Annotated in this window: 16 protein-coding genes and 1 riboswitch; of the genes, 15 read left to right on the plus strand and 1 reads right to left on the minus strand. The window is 72.9% G+C overall.

What is annotated here, in order from left to right; genetic code table 11:
* Nucleotides 1-27: 27 nt before the first annotated feature.
* Nucleotides 28-405: a nuclear transport factor 2 family protein gene (locus FJQ56_RS15725; RefSeq protein WP_140010540.1), complete on the minus strand. Its 378-nt coding sequence runs from the start codon at nucleotides 403-405 to the stop codon at nucleotides 28-30.
* 83 nt (nucleotides 406-488) lie between these two features.
* Here FJQ56_RS15725 and FJQ56_RS15730 point away from each other — a divergent pair, with 83 nt between their 5' ends.
* The 15 genes from FJQ56_RS15730 to FJQ56_RS15800 all read left to right on the plus strand — a co-directional run bounded on the left by FJQ56_RS15730 (nucleotide 489) and on the right by FJQ56_RS15800 (nucleotide 16,021).
* The gene (locus FJQ56_RS15730) at nucleotides 489-1,241 is read left to right on the plus strand and encodes a spermidine synthase (RefSeq protein ID WP_246084196.1); all 753 of its coding nucleotides are present in this window, start codon (nucleotides 489-491) and stop codon (nucleotides 1,239-1,241) included.
* Nucleotides 1,242-1,395: 154 nt separating this feature from the next.
* On the plus strand, nucleotides 1,396-2,814 hold the full coding sequence (locus tag FJQ56_RS15735; RefSeq protein ID WP_140010541.1) for a hemolysin family protein: 1,419 nt from the start codon (nucleotides 1,396-1,398) through the stop codon (nucleotides 2,812-2,814).
* Nucleotides 2,811-3,875, plus strand: a complete 1,065-nt coding sequence (locus FJQ56_RS15740) for a hemolysin family protein (RefSeq protein WP_140010542.1) — start codon at nucleotides 2,811-2,813, stop codon at nucleotides 3,873-3,875. Before FJQ56_RS15735 ends, FJQ56_RS15740 begins: the two co-directional genes overlap by 4 nt.
* A gap of 103 nt (nucleotides 3,876-3,978) precedes the next feature.
* The gene (gene clsA / locus FJQ56_RS15745) at nucleotides 3,979-4,644 is read left to right on the plus strand and encodes a cardiolipin synthase ClsA (protein ID WP_140010543.1); all 666 of its coding nucleotides are present in this window, start codon (nucleotides 3,979-3,981) and stop codon (nucleotides 4,642-4,644) included.
* 1 nt (nucleotide 4,645) lies between these two features.
* On the plus strand, nucleotides 4,646-5,566 hold the full coding sequence (locus FJQ56_RS15750) for a DUF881 domain-containing protein (protein WP_140010544.1): 921 nt from the start codon (nucleotides 4,646-4,648) through the stop codon (nucleotides 5,564-5,566).
* Nucleotides 5,563-5,895 carry a small basic family protein gene (locus FJQ56_RS15755; protein ID WP_140010545.1) on the plus strand — a complete coding sequence of 111 codons (333 nt, stop codon included), beginning with the start codon at nucleotides 5,563-5,565 and terminating at the stop codon, nucleotides 5,893-5,895. The genes FJQ56_RS15750 and FJQ56_RS15755 overlap by 4 nt, the downstream gene beginning before the upstream one ends.
* Nucleotides 5,888-6,667, plus strand: coding sequence for a DUF881 domain-containing protein (locus tag FJQ56_RS15760; protein WP_140010546.1), 780 nt, complete (start codon nucleotides 5,888-5,890; stop codon nucleotides 6,665-6,667). Before FJQ56_RS15755 ends, FJQ56_RS15760 begins: the two co-directional genes overlap by 8 nt.
* Before the next feature lie 93 nt (nucleotides 6,668-6,760).
* Nucleotides 6,761-7,147, plus strand: a complete 387-nt coding sequence (gene gcvH / locus FJQ56_RS15765; RefSeq protein ID WP_140010547.1) for a glycine cleavage system protein GcvH — start codon at nucleotides 6,761-6,763, stop codon at nucleotides 7,145-7,147.
* 124 nt (nucleotides 7,148-7,271) lie between these two features.
* Nucleotides 7,272-7,802 (plus strand): FHA domain-containing protein, encoded by a 531-nt coding sequence (locus FJQ56_RS15770; protein ID WP_140010548.1) that lies wholly within the window; start codon nucleotides 7,272-7,274, stop codon nucleotides 7,800-7,802.
* A gap of 10 nt (nucleotides 7,803-7,812) precedes the next feature.
* Nucleotides 7,813-8,601 carry a transcriptional regulator FtsR gene (ftsR, locus tag FJQ56_RS15775; protein ID WP_342776469.1) on the plus strand — a complete coding sequence of 263 codons (789 nt, stop codon included), beginning with the start codon at nucleotides 7,813-7,815 and terminating at the stop codon, nucleotides 8,599-8,601.
* 182 nt (nucleotides 8,602-8,783) lie between these two features.
* Nucleotides 8,784-9,266: a bifunctional nuclease family protein gene (locus FJQ56_RS15780; protein ID WP_140010549.1), complete on the plus strand. Its 483-nt coding sequence runs from the start codon at nucleotides 8,784-8,786 to the stop codon at nucleotides 9,264-9,266.
* A 190-nt stretch (nucleotides 9,267-9,456) separates the two neighbouring features.
* Nucleotides 9,457-10,017, plus strand: coding sequence for a MerR family transcriptional regulator (locus FJQ56_RS15785; protein WP_140010627.1), 561 nt, complete (start codon nucleotides 9,457-9,459; stop codon nucleotides 10,015-10,017).
* A 107-nt stretch (nucleotides 10,018-10,124) separates the two neighbouring features.
* A riboswitch (glycine riboswitch) is annotated at nucleotides 10,125-10,217 on the plus strand.
* An 86-nt stretch (nucleotides 10,218-10,303) separates the two neighbouring features.
* Nucleotides 10,304-13,225 carry an aminomethyl-transferring glycine dehydrogenase gene (gcvP, locus tag FJQ56_RS15790; protein WP_140010550.1) on the plus strand — a complete coding sequence of 974 codons (2,922 nt, stop codon included), beginning with the start codon at nucleotides 10,304-10,306 and terminating at the stop codon, nucleotides 13,223-13,225.
* A complete protein-coding gene (locus FJQ56_RS15795) occupies nucleotides 13,222-14,463 on the plus strand; it encodes a serine hydrolase domain-containing protein (RefSeq protein ID WP_140010551.1) in 1,242 nt (413 codons plus the stop codon). Before gcvP ends, FJQ56_RS15795 begins: the two co-directional genes overlap by 4 nt.
* 46 nt (nucleotides 14,464-14,509) lie before the next feature.
* A complete protein-coding gene (locus FJQ56_RS15800) occupies nucleotides 14,510-16,021 on the plus strand; it encodes a CYTH and CHAD domain-containing protein (protein ID WP_170215430.1) in 1,512 nt (503 codons plus the stop codon).

Consider the following 16,021-nt stretch of genomic DNA (forward strand, 5'->3'; position numbering starts at 1 on the left):
GGGCGCGGGTGCTCGCGCCGTGGCCGCTCAGGCCATCACCAGGTCGCTCTCGGCCCAGAACGCGCGCATCGACGTGATCAGCCCGTCGTCGTCGAAGGTCATGACCTCCAGCGGCTCCATCGTCGAGGTGGCGCCGCCGCCGAGGTCGACGACGATCCTGAAGTGGAACGCCGCCTGCCCGGCCACCGCACGCACCGTCACCAGCTCGGTGGTCTTGGGCAGGGACTCGAACGTGGCGTAGAAGGCCCGGATCGCCTCGAGGCCCTGCAGCGGGTCGGAGCCCACCGGGTCCTCGACCGTCGCCTCCGGCGCGTAGAGGGCCGTGACGTCGTCCGCGGTGCCGTTCGCGACGGTCTCCAGGTAGCGGTGGACGCGTGCGGCGACGTCGTCGTTGCTCAGGGTCATGGAACGTTTCTATAACACGTTCTAGTTCGACGCCAGGGCAGCCGCTGCCCGGTCGTCGCCGTCGGACGCCTACCGTGGCGCCGGTGACGGACGTCGTGCGTGAGGTCGTGCGTGAGGTGGTGCCCACCGAGCACGCCGGCGGGTTCCTGGTGCGCGTCGACGGGCGGGACCAGTCCTACGTCGACCTCGACGACCCGACCCGACTGGTCTTCGACTACGTGCGCCGGATGGGCGACGTGGTCGACGTGCTGGCGCCGGAGGCGACCCGGGTCGTGCACGTCGGGGGCGCTGGCCTCACGCTCGCCCGGTACGTCGCTGCGACCCGCCCCGGGACCGGTCAGGTCGTGATGGAGCCCGACGAGGAGCTCACCGCGCTCGTGCGTGAGCGGCTCCCGCTCCCGCGGGCCAGCGGCATCAAGGTCCGGCCGGTCGACGGTGTCACCGGCGTGGCCGCCCTGCGCGACGGGCACGCCCACCTCGTGGTGATCGACGCCTACCAGGACGGGGAGGTGCCCGAGGAGCTGCTCGGCGCCCCGTTCCTGGCCGACCTGGCCCGGGCCCTGGCCCCCGGCGGCCTGGTGCTGCTCAACCTCGCCGACCGTGCGCCGTTCCCGCGCGCCCGCGACGCCGTGGCCCGGCTGCGCGCCGCGATCGGGCCGGTGGTGCTGAGCGCCGAGCCGGCCACGCTGCGGGCGCGCCGCCCGGGCAACCTGCTCCTGGTGGCCGGAGCGGACCCGCCGCTGGCGGCGCTGCGGCGCAGTGCGACGACCTCGGCGGCGCCGTACCGCGTGCTCGACGAGCGTCAGGTGAGCGACTCCTTCGGCGGCGGGCGCTGAGCCGGTCATCCCCTCGGCACCTCGGCGGGTGGTCGCCCATGCCCTACGCTGAAGGTTCCTGACTCGACGACCCGGAGGCCCAGAACCGCCCGATGGACGGCTCTCAAAGTACGAACCCCCCTGCCCGCCCTCCCGCTGGTCCCGAGGCCGCGCGATGACCCCCTGGATCCTGCTGGCGGTCGCGCTGGCCCTGATCGTCCTGTGCGGCGTCTTCGTGGCCGCCGAGTTCGCGCTCGTCACGGTCGACCGGGGCCAGGTCGAGCGCGCTGCGGCCGACGGCGACGTCGCCGCCGGCGGTGTGCAGACGGCCCTGCGCTCGCTGTCGACCCAGCTCTCCGGCGCCCAGGTCGGCATCACGGTGACCAACCTCGGCATCGGCTACCTGGCCGAGCCGGCGATCTCCGAGCTGGTCCGCGGACCGCTCGAGGCGCTCGGGATGCCCGACGGGGGAGTCGCCCCCACCTCCCTGGTCTTCGGCTTCACGGTCAGCACCGTGCTCACCATGCTGTTCGGCGAGCTGGTGCCCAAGAACCTCGCGATCGCCCTGCCGATGGCCACCGCCCGCGCCACCCAGCTCCCGATGCGCTTCTTCACCGCCTTCATGCGTGGCCCGATCAAGGTGCTCAACGGCTCGGCCAACGCGATCGTGCGGCGGCTGGGCATCGAGCCGCAGGAGGAGCTGCGCTCGGCCCGCAGCTCCAACGAGCTCGCCTCGCTGATCCAGCGCTCGGCCGACGAGGGCACCCTCGACGCCGACACCGCCGAGCTCATGGAGCGCTCGGTCGAGTTCGGCACCCGCACCGCCGGCGAGATCATGACGCCGCGGGTGCGCACCCGCAGCCTCGAGGTCAACGACCGGGCCAGCGCCGTCATCGACCTGACCAGGCACACGGGCCACTCGCGCTTCCCGGTCCTCGACGACGACGACACGGTCGTCGGCACCGTCCACGTCAAGAACGCCGTGGCACTGCCGATGCACGAGCGCGCGACCACCAAGGTCAAGCACCTGATGGCCAAGCCGATCGTGGTCCCCGACTCCCTGCGCCTGGACCCCCTGCTGGCCCTGCTCCGCGCCGACGGGTTCCAGATGGCCGTGGTCCTCGACGAGTACGGCGGCCACGCCGGCATCGTGACCCTCGAGGACGTCATCGAGGAGATCGTCGGCGACATCGCCGACGAGCACGACCGCCTCGGCGCCCGCGCCCGCCAGCGTCGCGACGGCAGCTGGTCGCTGTCCGGGCTGCTGCGACCCGACGAGGTCGAGGACGTCACCGGGGTCGAGCTGCCCGAGAGCGAGGACTACGACACCGTCGCCGGCCTCGTGCTCCAGGTGCTCGGCAAGATCCCCGTCGTCGGCGACATCGCCGAGGTCGAGGTGCCCGACCGGTCCGACCCTGACGCCCCGCGCCGCCGCCTCGCCGTGCTCACCGTCGAGCACATGGACGGGCTGCGCATCGACCGGCTCTCGCTGCTGCTCCACGGGCCCGACCCCGAGCCGGACCCCGAGGCCGGCCCCGAGGCTGGCACCGAGCTCGACTCGGCTCCGGCGACGCCCGAGGGGAGCGAGTCGTGAGCGACACCGCCGCGCTCGTCGTCGCGGTCTTCCTCCTGGCGTTCAACGCGTTCTTCGTCGGCGCGGAGTTCGCGCTGATCTCCGCGCGCCGCAGCCAGATCGAGCCGCGCGCCCAGGCCGGGTCCCGCATGGCGCGCACGACGCTGCACGCCATGGAGAACGTCTCGGTGATGATGGCGGCCGCCCAGCTCGGCATCACCATCTGCTCCGTCGGCCTCGGCGCCGTCGGTGAGCCTGCCCTCGCCCACCTGATCGAGCCGCTCTTCGAGGACCTCGGCGTCCCGGAGGGCTTCGTCCACCCGGTGGCGTTCGTCCTGGCCCTCACCGTCGTGGTGTTCCTGCACGTCGTGCTCGGCGAGATGGTCCCCAAGAACATCGCCCTCGCCGGGCCCGAGCGGGCCGCGCTGGTGCTCGGACCGCTGCTGGTCGCCGTGGCGGCCCCCCTGCGTCCGATCATCAGCGCCCTCAACGCCATCGCCAACGCCACCCTGCGCCTGATCCGGGTCGAGCCGCGCGACGAGGTCAGCTCGACCTACACCCGCGCCGAGGTCGCCGCCCTGGTGGAGGAGTCGCGCGGGGAGGGCCTGATCGAGGCCGACGAGTACGACCGGCTCGCGGGCGCGCTCGGCTTCACCGAGAAGTCCGTCGAGCTGGTCTGCCTGCCCTCCGGCGGCCTGATCACGGTGCAGCGCGGCTCGACCCCGGCCGACGTCGAGGCGCTGTGCGCGAGCACCGGCTTCAGCCGCTTCCCGGTCTCGGCTGAGGACGGCGAGCTCCTGGGCTACCTGCACATCAAGGACGTCCTCGAGCCCGACGCCGAGCGCCGCGCCCGGCCCATCGACGACAAGTGGGTCCGGCCGTTCGCCACGGTGACCCACACCTCGCCGCTGCACGAGGCGCTCGAGGTCCTGCAGCGCCGCGGCTCCCACATGGCCCGCGTCGTCGACGCCACCGGCGCCACGCTCGGCGTCGCGACCCTCGAGGACGTCATCGAGGAGCTCGTCGGCGAGATCCGCGACGCAGCCCACCTCGAGGACTCGCCCTCCGGAGTCACCGGCTGAGTCACCGGCTGGGTCACCGGCTGGGTCCCCGGCTGAGTCCCCGGGTGGGCCACCGGCTCGGCGGTGCCGGGCCCACCCCGCTCACCGCCTAGGCTGCGTCCTTGTGAGCGAGACTGCGGACGGGACCCGGGGTGCCCCCGGTGCTCGGGGCCCGCAGCCCCTCGTCTGGACCGTGCCCAACGCCCTGAGCGCGCTGCGCCTGCTCGGCGTCCCGCTCTTCCTCTGGCTGATCCTCGGGCCCGAGGAGGACGTCTGGGCGCTCGCGGTGCTGATGGTCTCGGGCGTCACCGACTTCCTCGACGGCTGGCTGGCCCGCAAGCTCGACCAGCAGTCGGTGGTCGGGCAGATCCTCGACCCCGTCGCCGACCGGCTCTACATCCTGGCCGTGGTGGTCGGCCTGGCGATGCGCGACATCATCCCGTGGTGGATGGCCATCTCGCTGCCGCTGCGCGACCTGCTGATGTGGGGACTGGTGCCGCTGCTGCGCACCCGTGGCTTCAGCGCGCTGCCGGTGCACTTCCTCGGCAAGGCCGCCACGTTCAACCTGCTCTACGCGTTCCCGCTGCTGCTCCTCGGCGATGGCGACGGCACCGTGGCGACCCTGGCCGAGGTCTTCGGCTGGGCGTTCGCGATCTGGGGCATCGGGCTCTACTGGTGGGCCGGGTTGCTCTACGCCTGGCAGGTGCGCCGCCTGCTGGCCACGACCGAGCGACGACCCGCCCGAGACCGGGGCCGCGCCCGTACCCGCAACGCGGCCCGCGACGGCTGACATGGACCAGCACGAGCACCGCGCCGGACGCGACCGGCGTACGCCGACCCCGACCGTGACCGCGGCCGCACCCGTGCCCGACCGGGTGCGGATGCCCCTGCTGACCCTCATCACCCAGCAGTCGCTCGACGAGGACTACCAGCACGCCGCCGACCGCCGGACCGCCGGCGCACCGCTCCCACCGCGGGGGCGCCAGCTCCGGGTGGCGACGGTCGTCGTGATGGTCTTCGGGGTCCTCGCGGCCACGGCGTTCGTGCAGACCAACCGCAACGCCGACGTCGACTCGGCCAGCCGGGCCACCCTCATCGACCGGATCGAGTCGGCCAGCGACCAGCGTGCGTTGCTGGAGAAGCGGGTCGCGGCCTACCGCACCCGGGTCGCCCAGCTCGAGCGCGGCGTACGCCGGCTCACCGACCAGCAGCAGGCCCTGGCGCTCACCGAGCGGCGCCTGCAGGTCGGCACCGGCTTCATCGCGGTCCGCGGCGAGGGGGTGCGGGTGACCGTCACCCAGGCGCCCGACGCCGACGACGCCCAGGAGGTCAAGGACCTCGACCTGCGGCTGCTGGTCAACGGCCTGTTCGAGGCCGGCGCAGAGGCAGTGGCCGTCAACGGCCAGCGGATGTCGTCGACCACCGCGATCCGCACCAGCGGGGTCGCGATCGCCGTCAACTTCGTCGGTGTGGCCCCGCCGTACGTCGTGGAGGCCATCGGCGACACCCGCACCCTGGCCGCCCGCTTCGCCGACAGCACCACCGGCCAGGTGTTCGCCTCCAACGCCGCCTCCTACGGGTTCACCTACGACGTGGACAATGTCGACGACCTGCGCCTGCCGGCGGCGCCCGCGTCGCGGCAGGTGCTCCGCTCGGCGCGCGAGAAGACCGCCGACGACCAGACCTACCAGAGGGGAGGGACCACGCAGTGATCGCCGCACTCGGCCTGCTCGTCGGGGTCGCGCTCGGGCTGTTCTTCCGGCCCGACGTGCCGCTCGGCTTCGAGCCCTACCTCCCGATCGCCGTCGTCGCCGCCCTCGACGCGGTCTTCGGTGGCCTGCGCGCCTACCTCGACGGCATATTCGACGACAAGGTCTTCGTCGTCTCGTTCCTCAGCAACGTGGTGATCGCGGCCGGCATCGTCTACCTCGGCGACCGCCTCGGCGTCGGCGGCCAGCTGTCGACCGGCGTCATCGTCGTCCTCGGCATCCGGATCTTCTCCAACGTCGCCGCGATCCGACGGCACCTGTTCCATGCCTGACCAGGTGCCCGACGGCGAGGTTGCCGGCGGCGAGGTCGGCGCGGACGTCCACGAGCCGGGCTCGGGGCGCTCGCGCCTGGCCCGGGCGATGACCCGCCCCTCGCGCAGCCAGACGATCGTCGCCGTCCTGCTTGCGCTCGTCGGGTTCGCCGCGGTCACGCAGATCCGCACCACCGAGGAGGACTCGACCTACTCCGGGCTGCGTCAGCAGGACCTCATCGACGCCCTCAACGGCCTGGCCGGCACGACCCAGCGCACCCAGGCCGAGATCGACCGGCTGCGCAGCGAGCGCGAGGACCTGCTCTCGGAGTCGACGCGCCGCGAGGCCGCCCTCGAGCGCACCCAGCGCGAGGTCGACAGCCTCAACGTGCTGGCCGGGCTGGTGCCCGTCACCGGGCCCGGCGTGCGCGTCACCATCACCGAGGAGACCGGGGTGGTCAAGGTGTCGACCTTCCTCGACGTCATCCAGGAGCTGCGCTCGGTCGGCGCCGAGGCGATCCAGGTCAACGGCAAGGTACGGCTGATCGCGTCGACGTCCTTCGAGCAGGGCACCGGCGGCCTGCTCATCGACGGGCGGCTGGTCGAGTCGCCGTACGTCGTCGACGCCATCGGCGACGCCAGCACCCTGGCCGGGGCGTTGGTCTTCTCGCTCGGCCCGGCCCGCCAGGTGCGGCTCGACGGCGGCACCCTGAGCGTCGACGAGCTCACCTCCCTCGACATCGACACCACCCGCCGTGCGGCCGACCCCGACGAGGCCGAGCCCGACCCGTGAGGTCGACACCCCGGACCCGATAGCCTGCTCGCCGCACGACATCGCACCCGCACGCACCCGCACGCACCCGCACAGCACCGACGGAGGAGACCCGTGTACCCCGAGGACCTGAAGTACACCGTCGAGCACGAGTGGGTGCGCAGCCCCGGCGAGCACGAGGGGGCCGTGCGCATCGGCATCACCGACTACGCCCAGGACGCGCTCGGCGACATCGTCTACGTGTCGCTGCCCGAGATCGGCGACACCGTCGAGGCCGGCAGCACCTGCGGCGAGCTCGAGTCGACCAAGTCCGTCAGCGACGTCTACGCCCCGCTCACCGGCGAGGTCGTGGCCCGCAACGAGGCGCTCGACGCCACCCCCGAGCTGGTCAACAACGACCCCTACGGCGGCGGCTGGCTCTTCGAGATCGTGCCGGTCACACCGGCCGACGTCGACGCCCTGCTCGCCCCCGACGCCTACGTCGCGACGCTCGACGGCTGAGTCGGGTCTCGGCTGCGCCGAAGCCCGATGAGCGCTCGACGTCAACTGGTAGGTTCGGTGAACCGTCAACCTCACCCACGTGGTGAGGGTTGAGGACAGGGTCGAACCGGAGGGGAACCACGCAATGCCGTTCTGCACCAACTGTGGCAAGCAGAATCCCGACGACGCCCGATTCTGTGCCCAGTGCGGCACCAGGATCCTGACCGTGACGCCGCCGGCCGCGGGCGCTCGGCCCGACCCGTCCGGTGACTCGACCGCGACCATCCAGATCGGTCTCGGCGCGGAGAAGTCCGAGACGTCCGACCGGGCGCTCAACCCGGTCGACGCCGCCGCCGTCGACGCGCTGCCCACGGGGCATGCGCTGCTCGTGGTGCAGAAGGGCCCCGGCTCGGGGAGCAGGTTCCTGCTCGACGCCGACGAGGTGCAGGCCGGCCGCCACCCCGACAGCGAGATCTTCCTCGACGACGTGACCGTCTCGCGCCGCCACGCGGTCTTCGTGCGTGACGGCGACACCTTCACCGTGAGCGACGCCGGCAGCCTCAACGGCACCTACGTCAACCGCGACCGCATCGAGACCGTCCACCTCAAGGACTCCGACGAGGTGCAGATCGGCAAGTACCGCCTGGTCTTCTTCTCCGGTCACGAACCCGTCTAGGACCGCTGCCGTGCCCAGTGCGCTCCCGGGTGCCGGCGACGGTGCCGCGGACCGGTCCGACCAGGACCCCGGCCGCGACTCCGGTCATGAGTCCGGCCGGATGAACATCGGCCAGGTCCTCGACCTGCTGCGCGCCGACTTCCCGGCGATCTCCATCCCCAAGATCCGCTACTGGGAGGAGGAGGGGCTGATCAGCCCCGAGCGGACCCCCTCGGGCTACCGCAAGTTCAGCCCCGCCGACGTCGCGCGGCTCCGCTATGCGCTCACGATGCAGCGCGACCACTACCTGCCGCTCAAGGTCATCGCCGAGCACCTCGACGCCATCGACCGCGGGCTCGAGCCGCCGCCGATCGAGCCGGTGGTCCCGGTCGTCCCGCAGGTCGCGCTGGCGGGCGACGGCACCCCCTCGGCCGAGTCGTTCGCCCGACGCGACCAGCTGCGGCTCTCGCGGCGCGAGCTGCTCAAGATCGCCGACATCGACAGCGCCCTGCTCGACCAGCTCGAGCAGTTCGGCCTCATCGTGCCCCGGCTCGGCACCGGCCACTACGACACCGACGCCCTCGTCATCGCCCAGACCGCCCGTGAGCTCGCCGACTTCGGTCTCGAACCGCGCCACCTGCGCGCCTTCCGCGCCGCCGCCGACCGCGAGGTCGGGCTCGTCGAGCAGGTCGTCGCGCCGCTGCGCGGGGGCCGCGACGCGGGTGCCCGAGCCCGCGCCGACACCGCCGTCAACGAGATCGCCGCGCTGTCGGTGCGGCTCCACGCGACCCTGGTCAAGTCCGGGCTGAAGAGGTCCTGACCCGACTTTTGTGCCTGCTCGGTGGGCGGGGTGCGGGCCGAACCGGGCTTGTTACTGACCGTTGCGACTGCTGGCATGCGCTTCAACGGGCAGGCCAGCAGTCCGAACGGTCGGTAACAACCCAGGGTGGCCCCGCCGACATGCCGTCCGAGTCCCCGACCGGACGCGAGTAGGGTTGAGGCATGCGCGAGGTGGACGTCATGGGAGTACGGGTCGAGATGCCCTCGAACCAACCGATCGTGCTGCTGCGCGAGGTGTCGGGCGAGCGCTACCTGCCGATCTGGATCGGCGCGGTCGAGGCGACGGCGATCGCGTTCGCCCAGCAGGGCGTCGTACCCCCGCGGCCACTGACGCACGACCTGTTCAAGGACGTCCTCGAGGCCACGGGCAACGAGCTCACCGAGGTGCAGATCATCGACGTCAAGGACGGCGTGTTCTTCGCCAACCTGGTCTTCGTGTCCGGCGTCGAGGTCAGCGCCCGGCCGTCGGACTCGATCGCGCTGGCCCTGCGCACCGGCACCCGCATCGTGTGCGCCGAGGGCGTGCTCGACGAGGCCGGCCTGGCCGTGCCCGCCGAGCAGGAGGACGAGGTCGAGAGGTTCCGTGAGTTCCTCGACCACGTGACGCCCGAGGACTTCGAGGCCGGGACCGACTCCGCAGGCTGAGCCTCAACCTGAGGTTGAGGGTTGCGACACGCCGAGAGGTTCTTTGACCGACCGCACCGGGCGCCGTACCTTGAAGTCCTTCGCTGTAACTCCATGCGTGTCATCACGGCACCTTCCCCGGAGCGAAGTAGACCTCACGGAGGACCGTGTGAACGAGCAGAAGCCGCACCACGACGCTGTCGACAGCGTCATCGTCGAGTCTGCCGAGGAGCAGGGTCTGCTCTTCACCGACGAGCTCTCCACGGTTCCCAGCGACCAGGGCTACCGCGGTCCGACCGCGTGCAGCGCGGCCGGCATCACCTACCGGCAGCTCGACTACTGGGCCCGCACCGGGCTCATCGAGCCGACCGTGCGAGGCGCCAAGGGGTCGGGCTCGCAGCGCCTCTACTCCTTCCGCGACATCCTGATCCTCAAGATCATCAAGCGCCTCCTCGACGCCGGCATCTCGCTGCAGCAGATCCGCACCGCGGTCGGCCACCTGCGCGAGCGCGGCACCGACGACCTGACCCACGTCACGCTGATGAGCGACGGTGCGTCGGTCTACGAGTGCACCTCCAACGACGAGGTCATCGACCTGCTCCAGGGCGGTCAGGGCGTGTTCGGCATCGCCATCGGCGGCGTCTGGCGCGAGATCGAGGGCACCCTCGCCGAGCTGCCCAGCGAGCGCGCCGACGAGCCCGCCGCCACCAACGACACGCCGTCCGCCGCCGACGAGCTCGCCGTACGCCGTCAGGCCCGCAACGCCGGCTGATCCACCGTCCTCCACGCTGACCCGTCGCCCGTGGGCGACGGGTCAGCGTCGTTTTCGGGGTGACCCGTCGCCCATGGGCGACGGGTCGGCTAGATTGGCGGGGCTGACGATCCCGCGCGGGAGAGTCTTCAGCAGCACCGAAGCGCCGAAGGGGCAATTCCTCCCCGGAACCTCTCAGGCACCCGGACCGCGCGGAGCAGGCACCTGTGGAGCCCCCCGACCAGATTCTTGGCGAGGGTGACAGAGGGGGAGGGCCGTCCGTGATCGTGCGATCCCAGGAGCCCTCGTGTCCGACCACCTCAGCCTCTCCGAGCTCGACGCGGCGCTGCCGTTCGTCGATCGCCACATCGGCCTGCGCCCCGACGACATCGAGCGGATGCTGGGCCGGCTCGGCTACGCCTCGCTCGACGAGCTGATGGCCGCTGCGGTGCCCGGCGGCATCCGCAGCGCCGACGAGCTCGACCTGCCCGCCCCGCTGACCGAGGCGGCCGCCGCCGACGAGCTGCGCCGGATCGCTGAGGCCAACCGGCCCGGCGAGTCGATGATCGGGCTGGGCTACCACGCGACGATCACGCCGCCCGTCGTACGCCGCAACGTGCTGGAGGACCCCAGCTGGTACACCGCCTACACGCCCTACCAGCCCGAGATCAGCCAGGGCCGGCTCGAGGCGCTGCTCAACTTCCAGACCGTCGTCGGCGACCTCACCGGCCTGCCCACCGCCAACGCCAGCCTCCTCGACGAGGGCACCGCCGCCGCCGAGGCGATGACCCTCGTCCGCCGGGGCAACCGCAAGGCCAGCGGCCCGTTCGTCGTCGACGCCGACGCGCTGCCGCAGACCATCGAGGTCGTGCGCACCCGCGCCCAGGCCATGGGCATCGAGGTGGTCGTCGCCGACCTCACCACCGGCCTGCCCGACGACCTGCCCGACGGGGCGCTGTCGGGCGTGCTGGTCCAGTACCCCGGCGCCTCGGGCCGGGTGCTCGACCCGAAGCCGCTCATCGAGGCGGCCCACGAGCGCAACGCGCTGGCCGTCGTGGCCGCCGACCTGCTCGCCCTGACCCTGCTCGAGTCGCCCGGCTCGATGGGGGCCGACGTCGTCGTCGGATCCAGCCAGCGCTTCGGCGTCCCGCTGTTCTACGGCGGCCCGCACGCCGGCTACATGGCCGTCGCCCAGGGCCTCGAGCGGCACCTGCCCGGCCGGCTGGTCGGGGTGAGCATCGACGCCGAGGGCAACCGCGCCTACCGCCTGGCCCTGCAGACCCGCGAGCAGCACATCCGCCGCGACAAGGCCACGTCCAACATCTGCACCGCGCAGGTGCTGCTCGCCGTCGTCGCCTCGATGTACGCCGTCTACCACGGCCCCGAGGGGCTCAGGGCGATCGCGACCCGGGCCCACCGCTACGCCGCGGTCCTGGCCCGTGCGCTCACCGACGGCGGGCTCACCGTCACCCACGAGCGGTTCTTCGACACCCTCGAGGTGCAGGCGCCCGGTCGCGCCGAGACCGTGGTCGCCGACGCCCGCGCCAGCGGCATCCACCTGCGCCTGGTCGACGCCGACCGGGTCGGGGTGTCGACGTCCGAGACCACCACCCGCTCGACGGTCGAGAGCGTGCTCGACGCGTTCGGGGTCTCGACAGGCTCGACCACCGAGTCCGACGTCGAGGCGATCGACCAGCTCGTCGGCGACTCGCTGCCCGACGACCTGCGCCGCGAGACGGCGTACCTCACGCACGAGGTCTTCTCGAGCCACCACAGCGAGACCCAGATGCTGCGCTACCTGCGGCGGCTCTCGGCGCGCGACTACGCGCTCGACCGCGGCATGATCCCGCTCGGCTCCTGCACGATGAAGCTCAACGCGACGACCGAGATGGAGCCCGTCTCGCTGCCCGGCTTCGCCGACCTGCACCCGTTCGTCCCGGCCGAGGACGCGCAGGGCTACCGGCAGCTCGTCGACGAGCTCGAGGGCTGGCTGGCCGAGGTCACCGGCTACGACCGCGTCTCGATCCAGCCCAACGCCGGCTCCCAGGGCGAGCTCGCCGGGTTGCTGGCCATCCGTGGCTACCACCACTCGCGCGGCGACCAGCAGCGCGACGTCTGCCTGATCCCCAGCTCGGCCCACGGCACCAACGCCGCCTCGGCCGTGATGGCCGGCATGAAGGTCGTCGTGGTCAAGGGCGCCGACGACGGCACCGTCGACCTCGACGACCTGCGCGCGCAGTGCGAGAAGCACACCGACACCCTGGCCGCGATCATGGTGACCTACCCCTCGACGCACGGCGCCTACGAGGACACGATCTCCGAGCTGTGCGAGGTCGTGCACGCCCACGGCGGGCAGGTCTACGTCGACGGGGCCAACCTCAACGCCCTGCTGGGCTACGCCAAGCCCGGCGAGTTCGGCGGCGACGTCTCCCACCTCAACCTGCACAAGACCTTCTGCATCCCTCACGGCGGTGGCGGTCCGGGCGTCGGGCCCGTGGCGGTGCGTGCCCACCTGGCGCCGTTCCTGCCGACCCACGGCATGCACCCGGAGCCCGAGAAGCGCGTGGGCATCGGGCCGCTGAGCGCGGCGCCGTACGGGTCGGCGGGGATCCTGCCGATCTCGTGGGCCTACATCCGGCTCATGGGCGCCGAGGGCCTGACCCGGGCCACGGCCGCCGCCGTGCTGTCCGCCAACTACGTCGCCAAGCGCCTCGGCGAGCACTTCCCGGTGCTCTACACCGGGCACGGCGGGCTGGTCGCCCACGAGTGCATCCTCGACGTGCGAGCCCTGACCAAGGACACCGGCGTCACCGTCGACGACGTGGCCAAGCGCCTGGTCGACTACGGCTTCCACGCCCCGACCATGTCGTTCCCGGTCGCGGGCACCCTGATGGTCGAGCCGACCGAGTCCGAGGACCTCGCCGAGATCGACCGGTTCTGCGACGCGATGATCGCGATCCGCGCTGAGATCGACCGGGTCGCCGCGGGGGAGTGGACCCCCGAGACCTCGCCGCTGCGCGGGGCCCCGCACACGTCACGTGCCCTCGTCGGCGAGTGGGACCGCGCCTACTCCCGCGAGCTCGCGGTCTTCCCGACCGGCACGGCCTCGCAGCTCACCGGCGACAAGTACTGGCCGCCGGTCGGCCGCATCGACCAGGCCTACGGCGACCGCAACCTGGTGTGCGCCTGCCCGCCGCCGGAGGCGTTCGCGGAGGTCGGCCCGGAGTGAGCCTGGCCGCCCGGCTGACCGCCCTCCAGCACGACGGTCGGCTCCCGTCGGTCGTGGGCGGCGTCCTGCGCGACGGCGCCCTGGTCGAGACCGCCGGGGTGTCCGCGGACCCCGCGACGGCCTACCGGATCGGGTCGATCACCAAGACGCTCACCGCGGTGCTCGTCGTCCAGCTCCGCGACGAGGGGCTGCTCACGCTCGACGACCGGCTCGGGGCCCACCTGCCCGGCGTGGGCTACGCCGACCTGACCCTCGCCGACCTGCTCGGTCACACCGGCGGCATGCAGAGCGAGCCGGCCGGGCCCTGGTGGGAGCGGTCGACCGGGGGCTCGTTCGCCGAGCTGGCCGCCGCCCACGACGGGTCGGGCGCCGTGAGCCGCCCGGGCGACTACTTCCACTACTCCAACCTCGGCTACGGCCTGCTCGGCGAGGTCGTCGCCCGGCTGCGCGGCGCGTCGTGGTGGGAGGTCGTGCAGACGCGGCTGCTCGCACCCCTCGCCATGACCCGTACGACGTGGGGCCCGGTCGCCCCGCACGCCCGGGGTCACAGCGTCGGCCACCTCACCGGCGTCCTCCACGACGAGCCGCACACCGACACCGGGGCGATGGCCCCGGCCGGGCAGCTCTGGAGCACCGTCGCCGACCTCGCGGTGTGGGCCACGGTCCTGGCCGGGCGGCGGCCCGACGTCCTGGCCGCCTCGAGCATCGCCGAGATGTCGACGCCCCGGCTCGACCCGGGCTACGGCCTGGGCCTGCGGCTGGTCGACCTCGACGGACGCGGCCTGGTCGGACACACCGGCTCGATGCCGGGCTTCCTCGCCTCGCTGTTCGTCGACCCGGTCAGCGGCGACGGCACCATCGCGCTCGCCGACGCGACCACCGGGCTCGACGCCGACCGGGTGGCCCACGCGCTCCTCACCGGTACGCCGCCCCGACTCCCCGTGCCGTGGGTGCCGTCCACCACGGTGCCGGCCGCCGTCGAGCCGCTGCTGGGCGTCTGGTTCTGGGGCAACACCGCCACGGAGTGGCGCTGGCAGCACGAGCGGCTCGAGGTCCGCGCCCTGCAGGGCGGCACGCTCAGCCACACCTTCGAGGTACGCCCCGACGGCCGGGTCGTCGGCGCCACCGGCTACCACCGTGGCGAGACCCTGCACGCGCACGAGCACCACCTGGAGTGCGCGACCTTCGTCTACACCCGCACTCCCTACGACCCGCGCGCCCCGATCCCCGGCCCGTGACGGCCCTCCCACCGGTCGTTCACCCCGATCGGATAGGACTGGTCCCGTGACGGACCACCACGAGGTCGAGAGGGCCTACGCCCTGGGGCCAGACGACGTCCTGCCCGACTTCGCCGCGCTGACGGCGGTGGCCTCGGTGACCGAGCCGCGCACGGCGACCCTCGCCGCGACGTACCTCGACACCGACGACCTGTCCCTGATCTGCGCCGGCGTCACGCTGCGTCGTCGTACCGGCGGGGACGACGCGGGCTGGCACCTCAAGATCCCGGCGGGCGACGGCCGCGACGAGGTGCACCTGCCGCTGGGGGAGTCCGACGTCGTCCCGGCCACGCTCGCGCACACCGTGCTGGGGTGGACCCGCGGGCGCGACCTGGGCCCGGTCGCGACGATCGTGACCGAGCGCACGACGTCTCTGCTCCTCGACGCCGACGGCGCGGTGCTGGCCGAGGTGGCCGACGACGTCGTGGTCGGCACCCCGATCGACGGGCCTGCCGCTGCCGCTGCCATCAGCTGGCGCGAGCTCGAGATCGAGCTCGTGGGGGCCGGACCCGTGCTGCTCGACGCGGCCGACGCCCTGCTGGCCGCGGCCAGCGACATCCACCCCCGCACCGAGCAGCGCAAGATCGGCACGGTCCTCGCCGAGCGGCTCGCGGGGTTCCCGGCGCCTCCCGAGCCGGATCGCGACGGCACTGCGGGGCCGGTGCTGCACGCCCGGCTCCTCGACCAGGTGGCCGAGCTGCGCCGCCGCGACTGCGACGTACGACGCGGCGCCGACGACGGTGTCCACCGGCTGCGGGTGGCCTGCCGACGGCTGCGGGGTGCGCTGGCGACCTACCGGCCGCTGCTCGACCGCGACGTCACCGACCCCGTCCGCGCCGACCTGCAGTGGCTCGCGCGCAGCCTCGGCGACGCCCGCGACGCCGAGGTCTCCCTCGACCGGCTGCGCGGCCTGGTCGACGACCTCGACCCCGACCTCGTCGTCGGACCCGTACGCCGTCGCCTCGAGGACCACTACGGCGCCCACCTCCGCGACACGGCGGCGGGTGCCGGCGAGACGCTCGGCTCGCCCCGCTACCTCCGCCTGCTCGACCAGCTCGACGACCTGGTGGTCGACCCGCCCTGGACCGACGCCGCGGACGAGCCCGCCGACGACCTCGTCGACCTCGTGGCCCGCGACCACAAGCGGTTGCGCACCCGCGTCCGCCGCGCGCGCACGGCGGAGCCGGCCGAGCGCGAGGAGGCGCTGCACGACGCCCGCAAGGCCGCCAAGCGGCTCCGCTACGCCTGCGAGGTGCTCGAGCCGGCGTGGGGCCGCGACGCCAAGCGGCTGCGCAAGGCGGCGCAGGAGGTGACCCGGGTGCTCGGAGACCGTCAGGACGCCGCGGTCGCGCGTGCCGACCTCCTCGCGATCTCCGAGGAGGCGACCGCCCACGGCGAGAGCTCCTTCACCTACGGGGTGCTCCACGCTCGCGAGGCCGCGCGCGACGAGGACCGCGACGCCGCCTTCGACCGTGCCTGGGCTCACCTGCGCGGGACGAAGGACGACCTGCTCGGGTGA

The organism is Nocardioides plantarum (genome assembly GCF_006346395.1).
In the GTDB taxonomy this organism is placed as follows: Bacteria; Actinomycetota; Actinomycetes; order Propionibacteriales; family Nocardioidaceae; genus Nocardioides; species Nocardioides plantarum.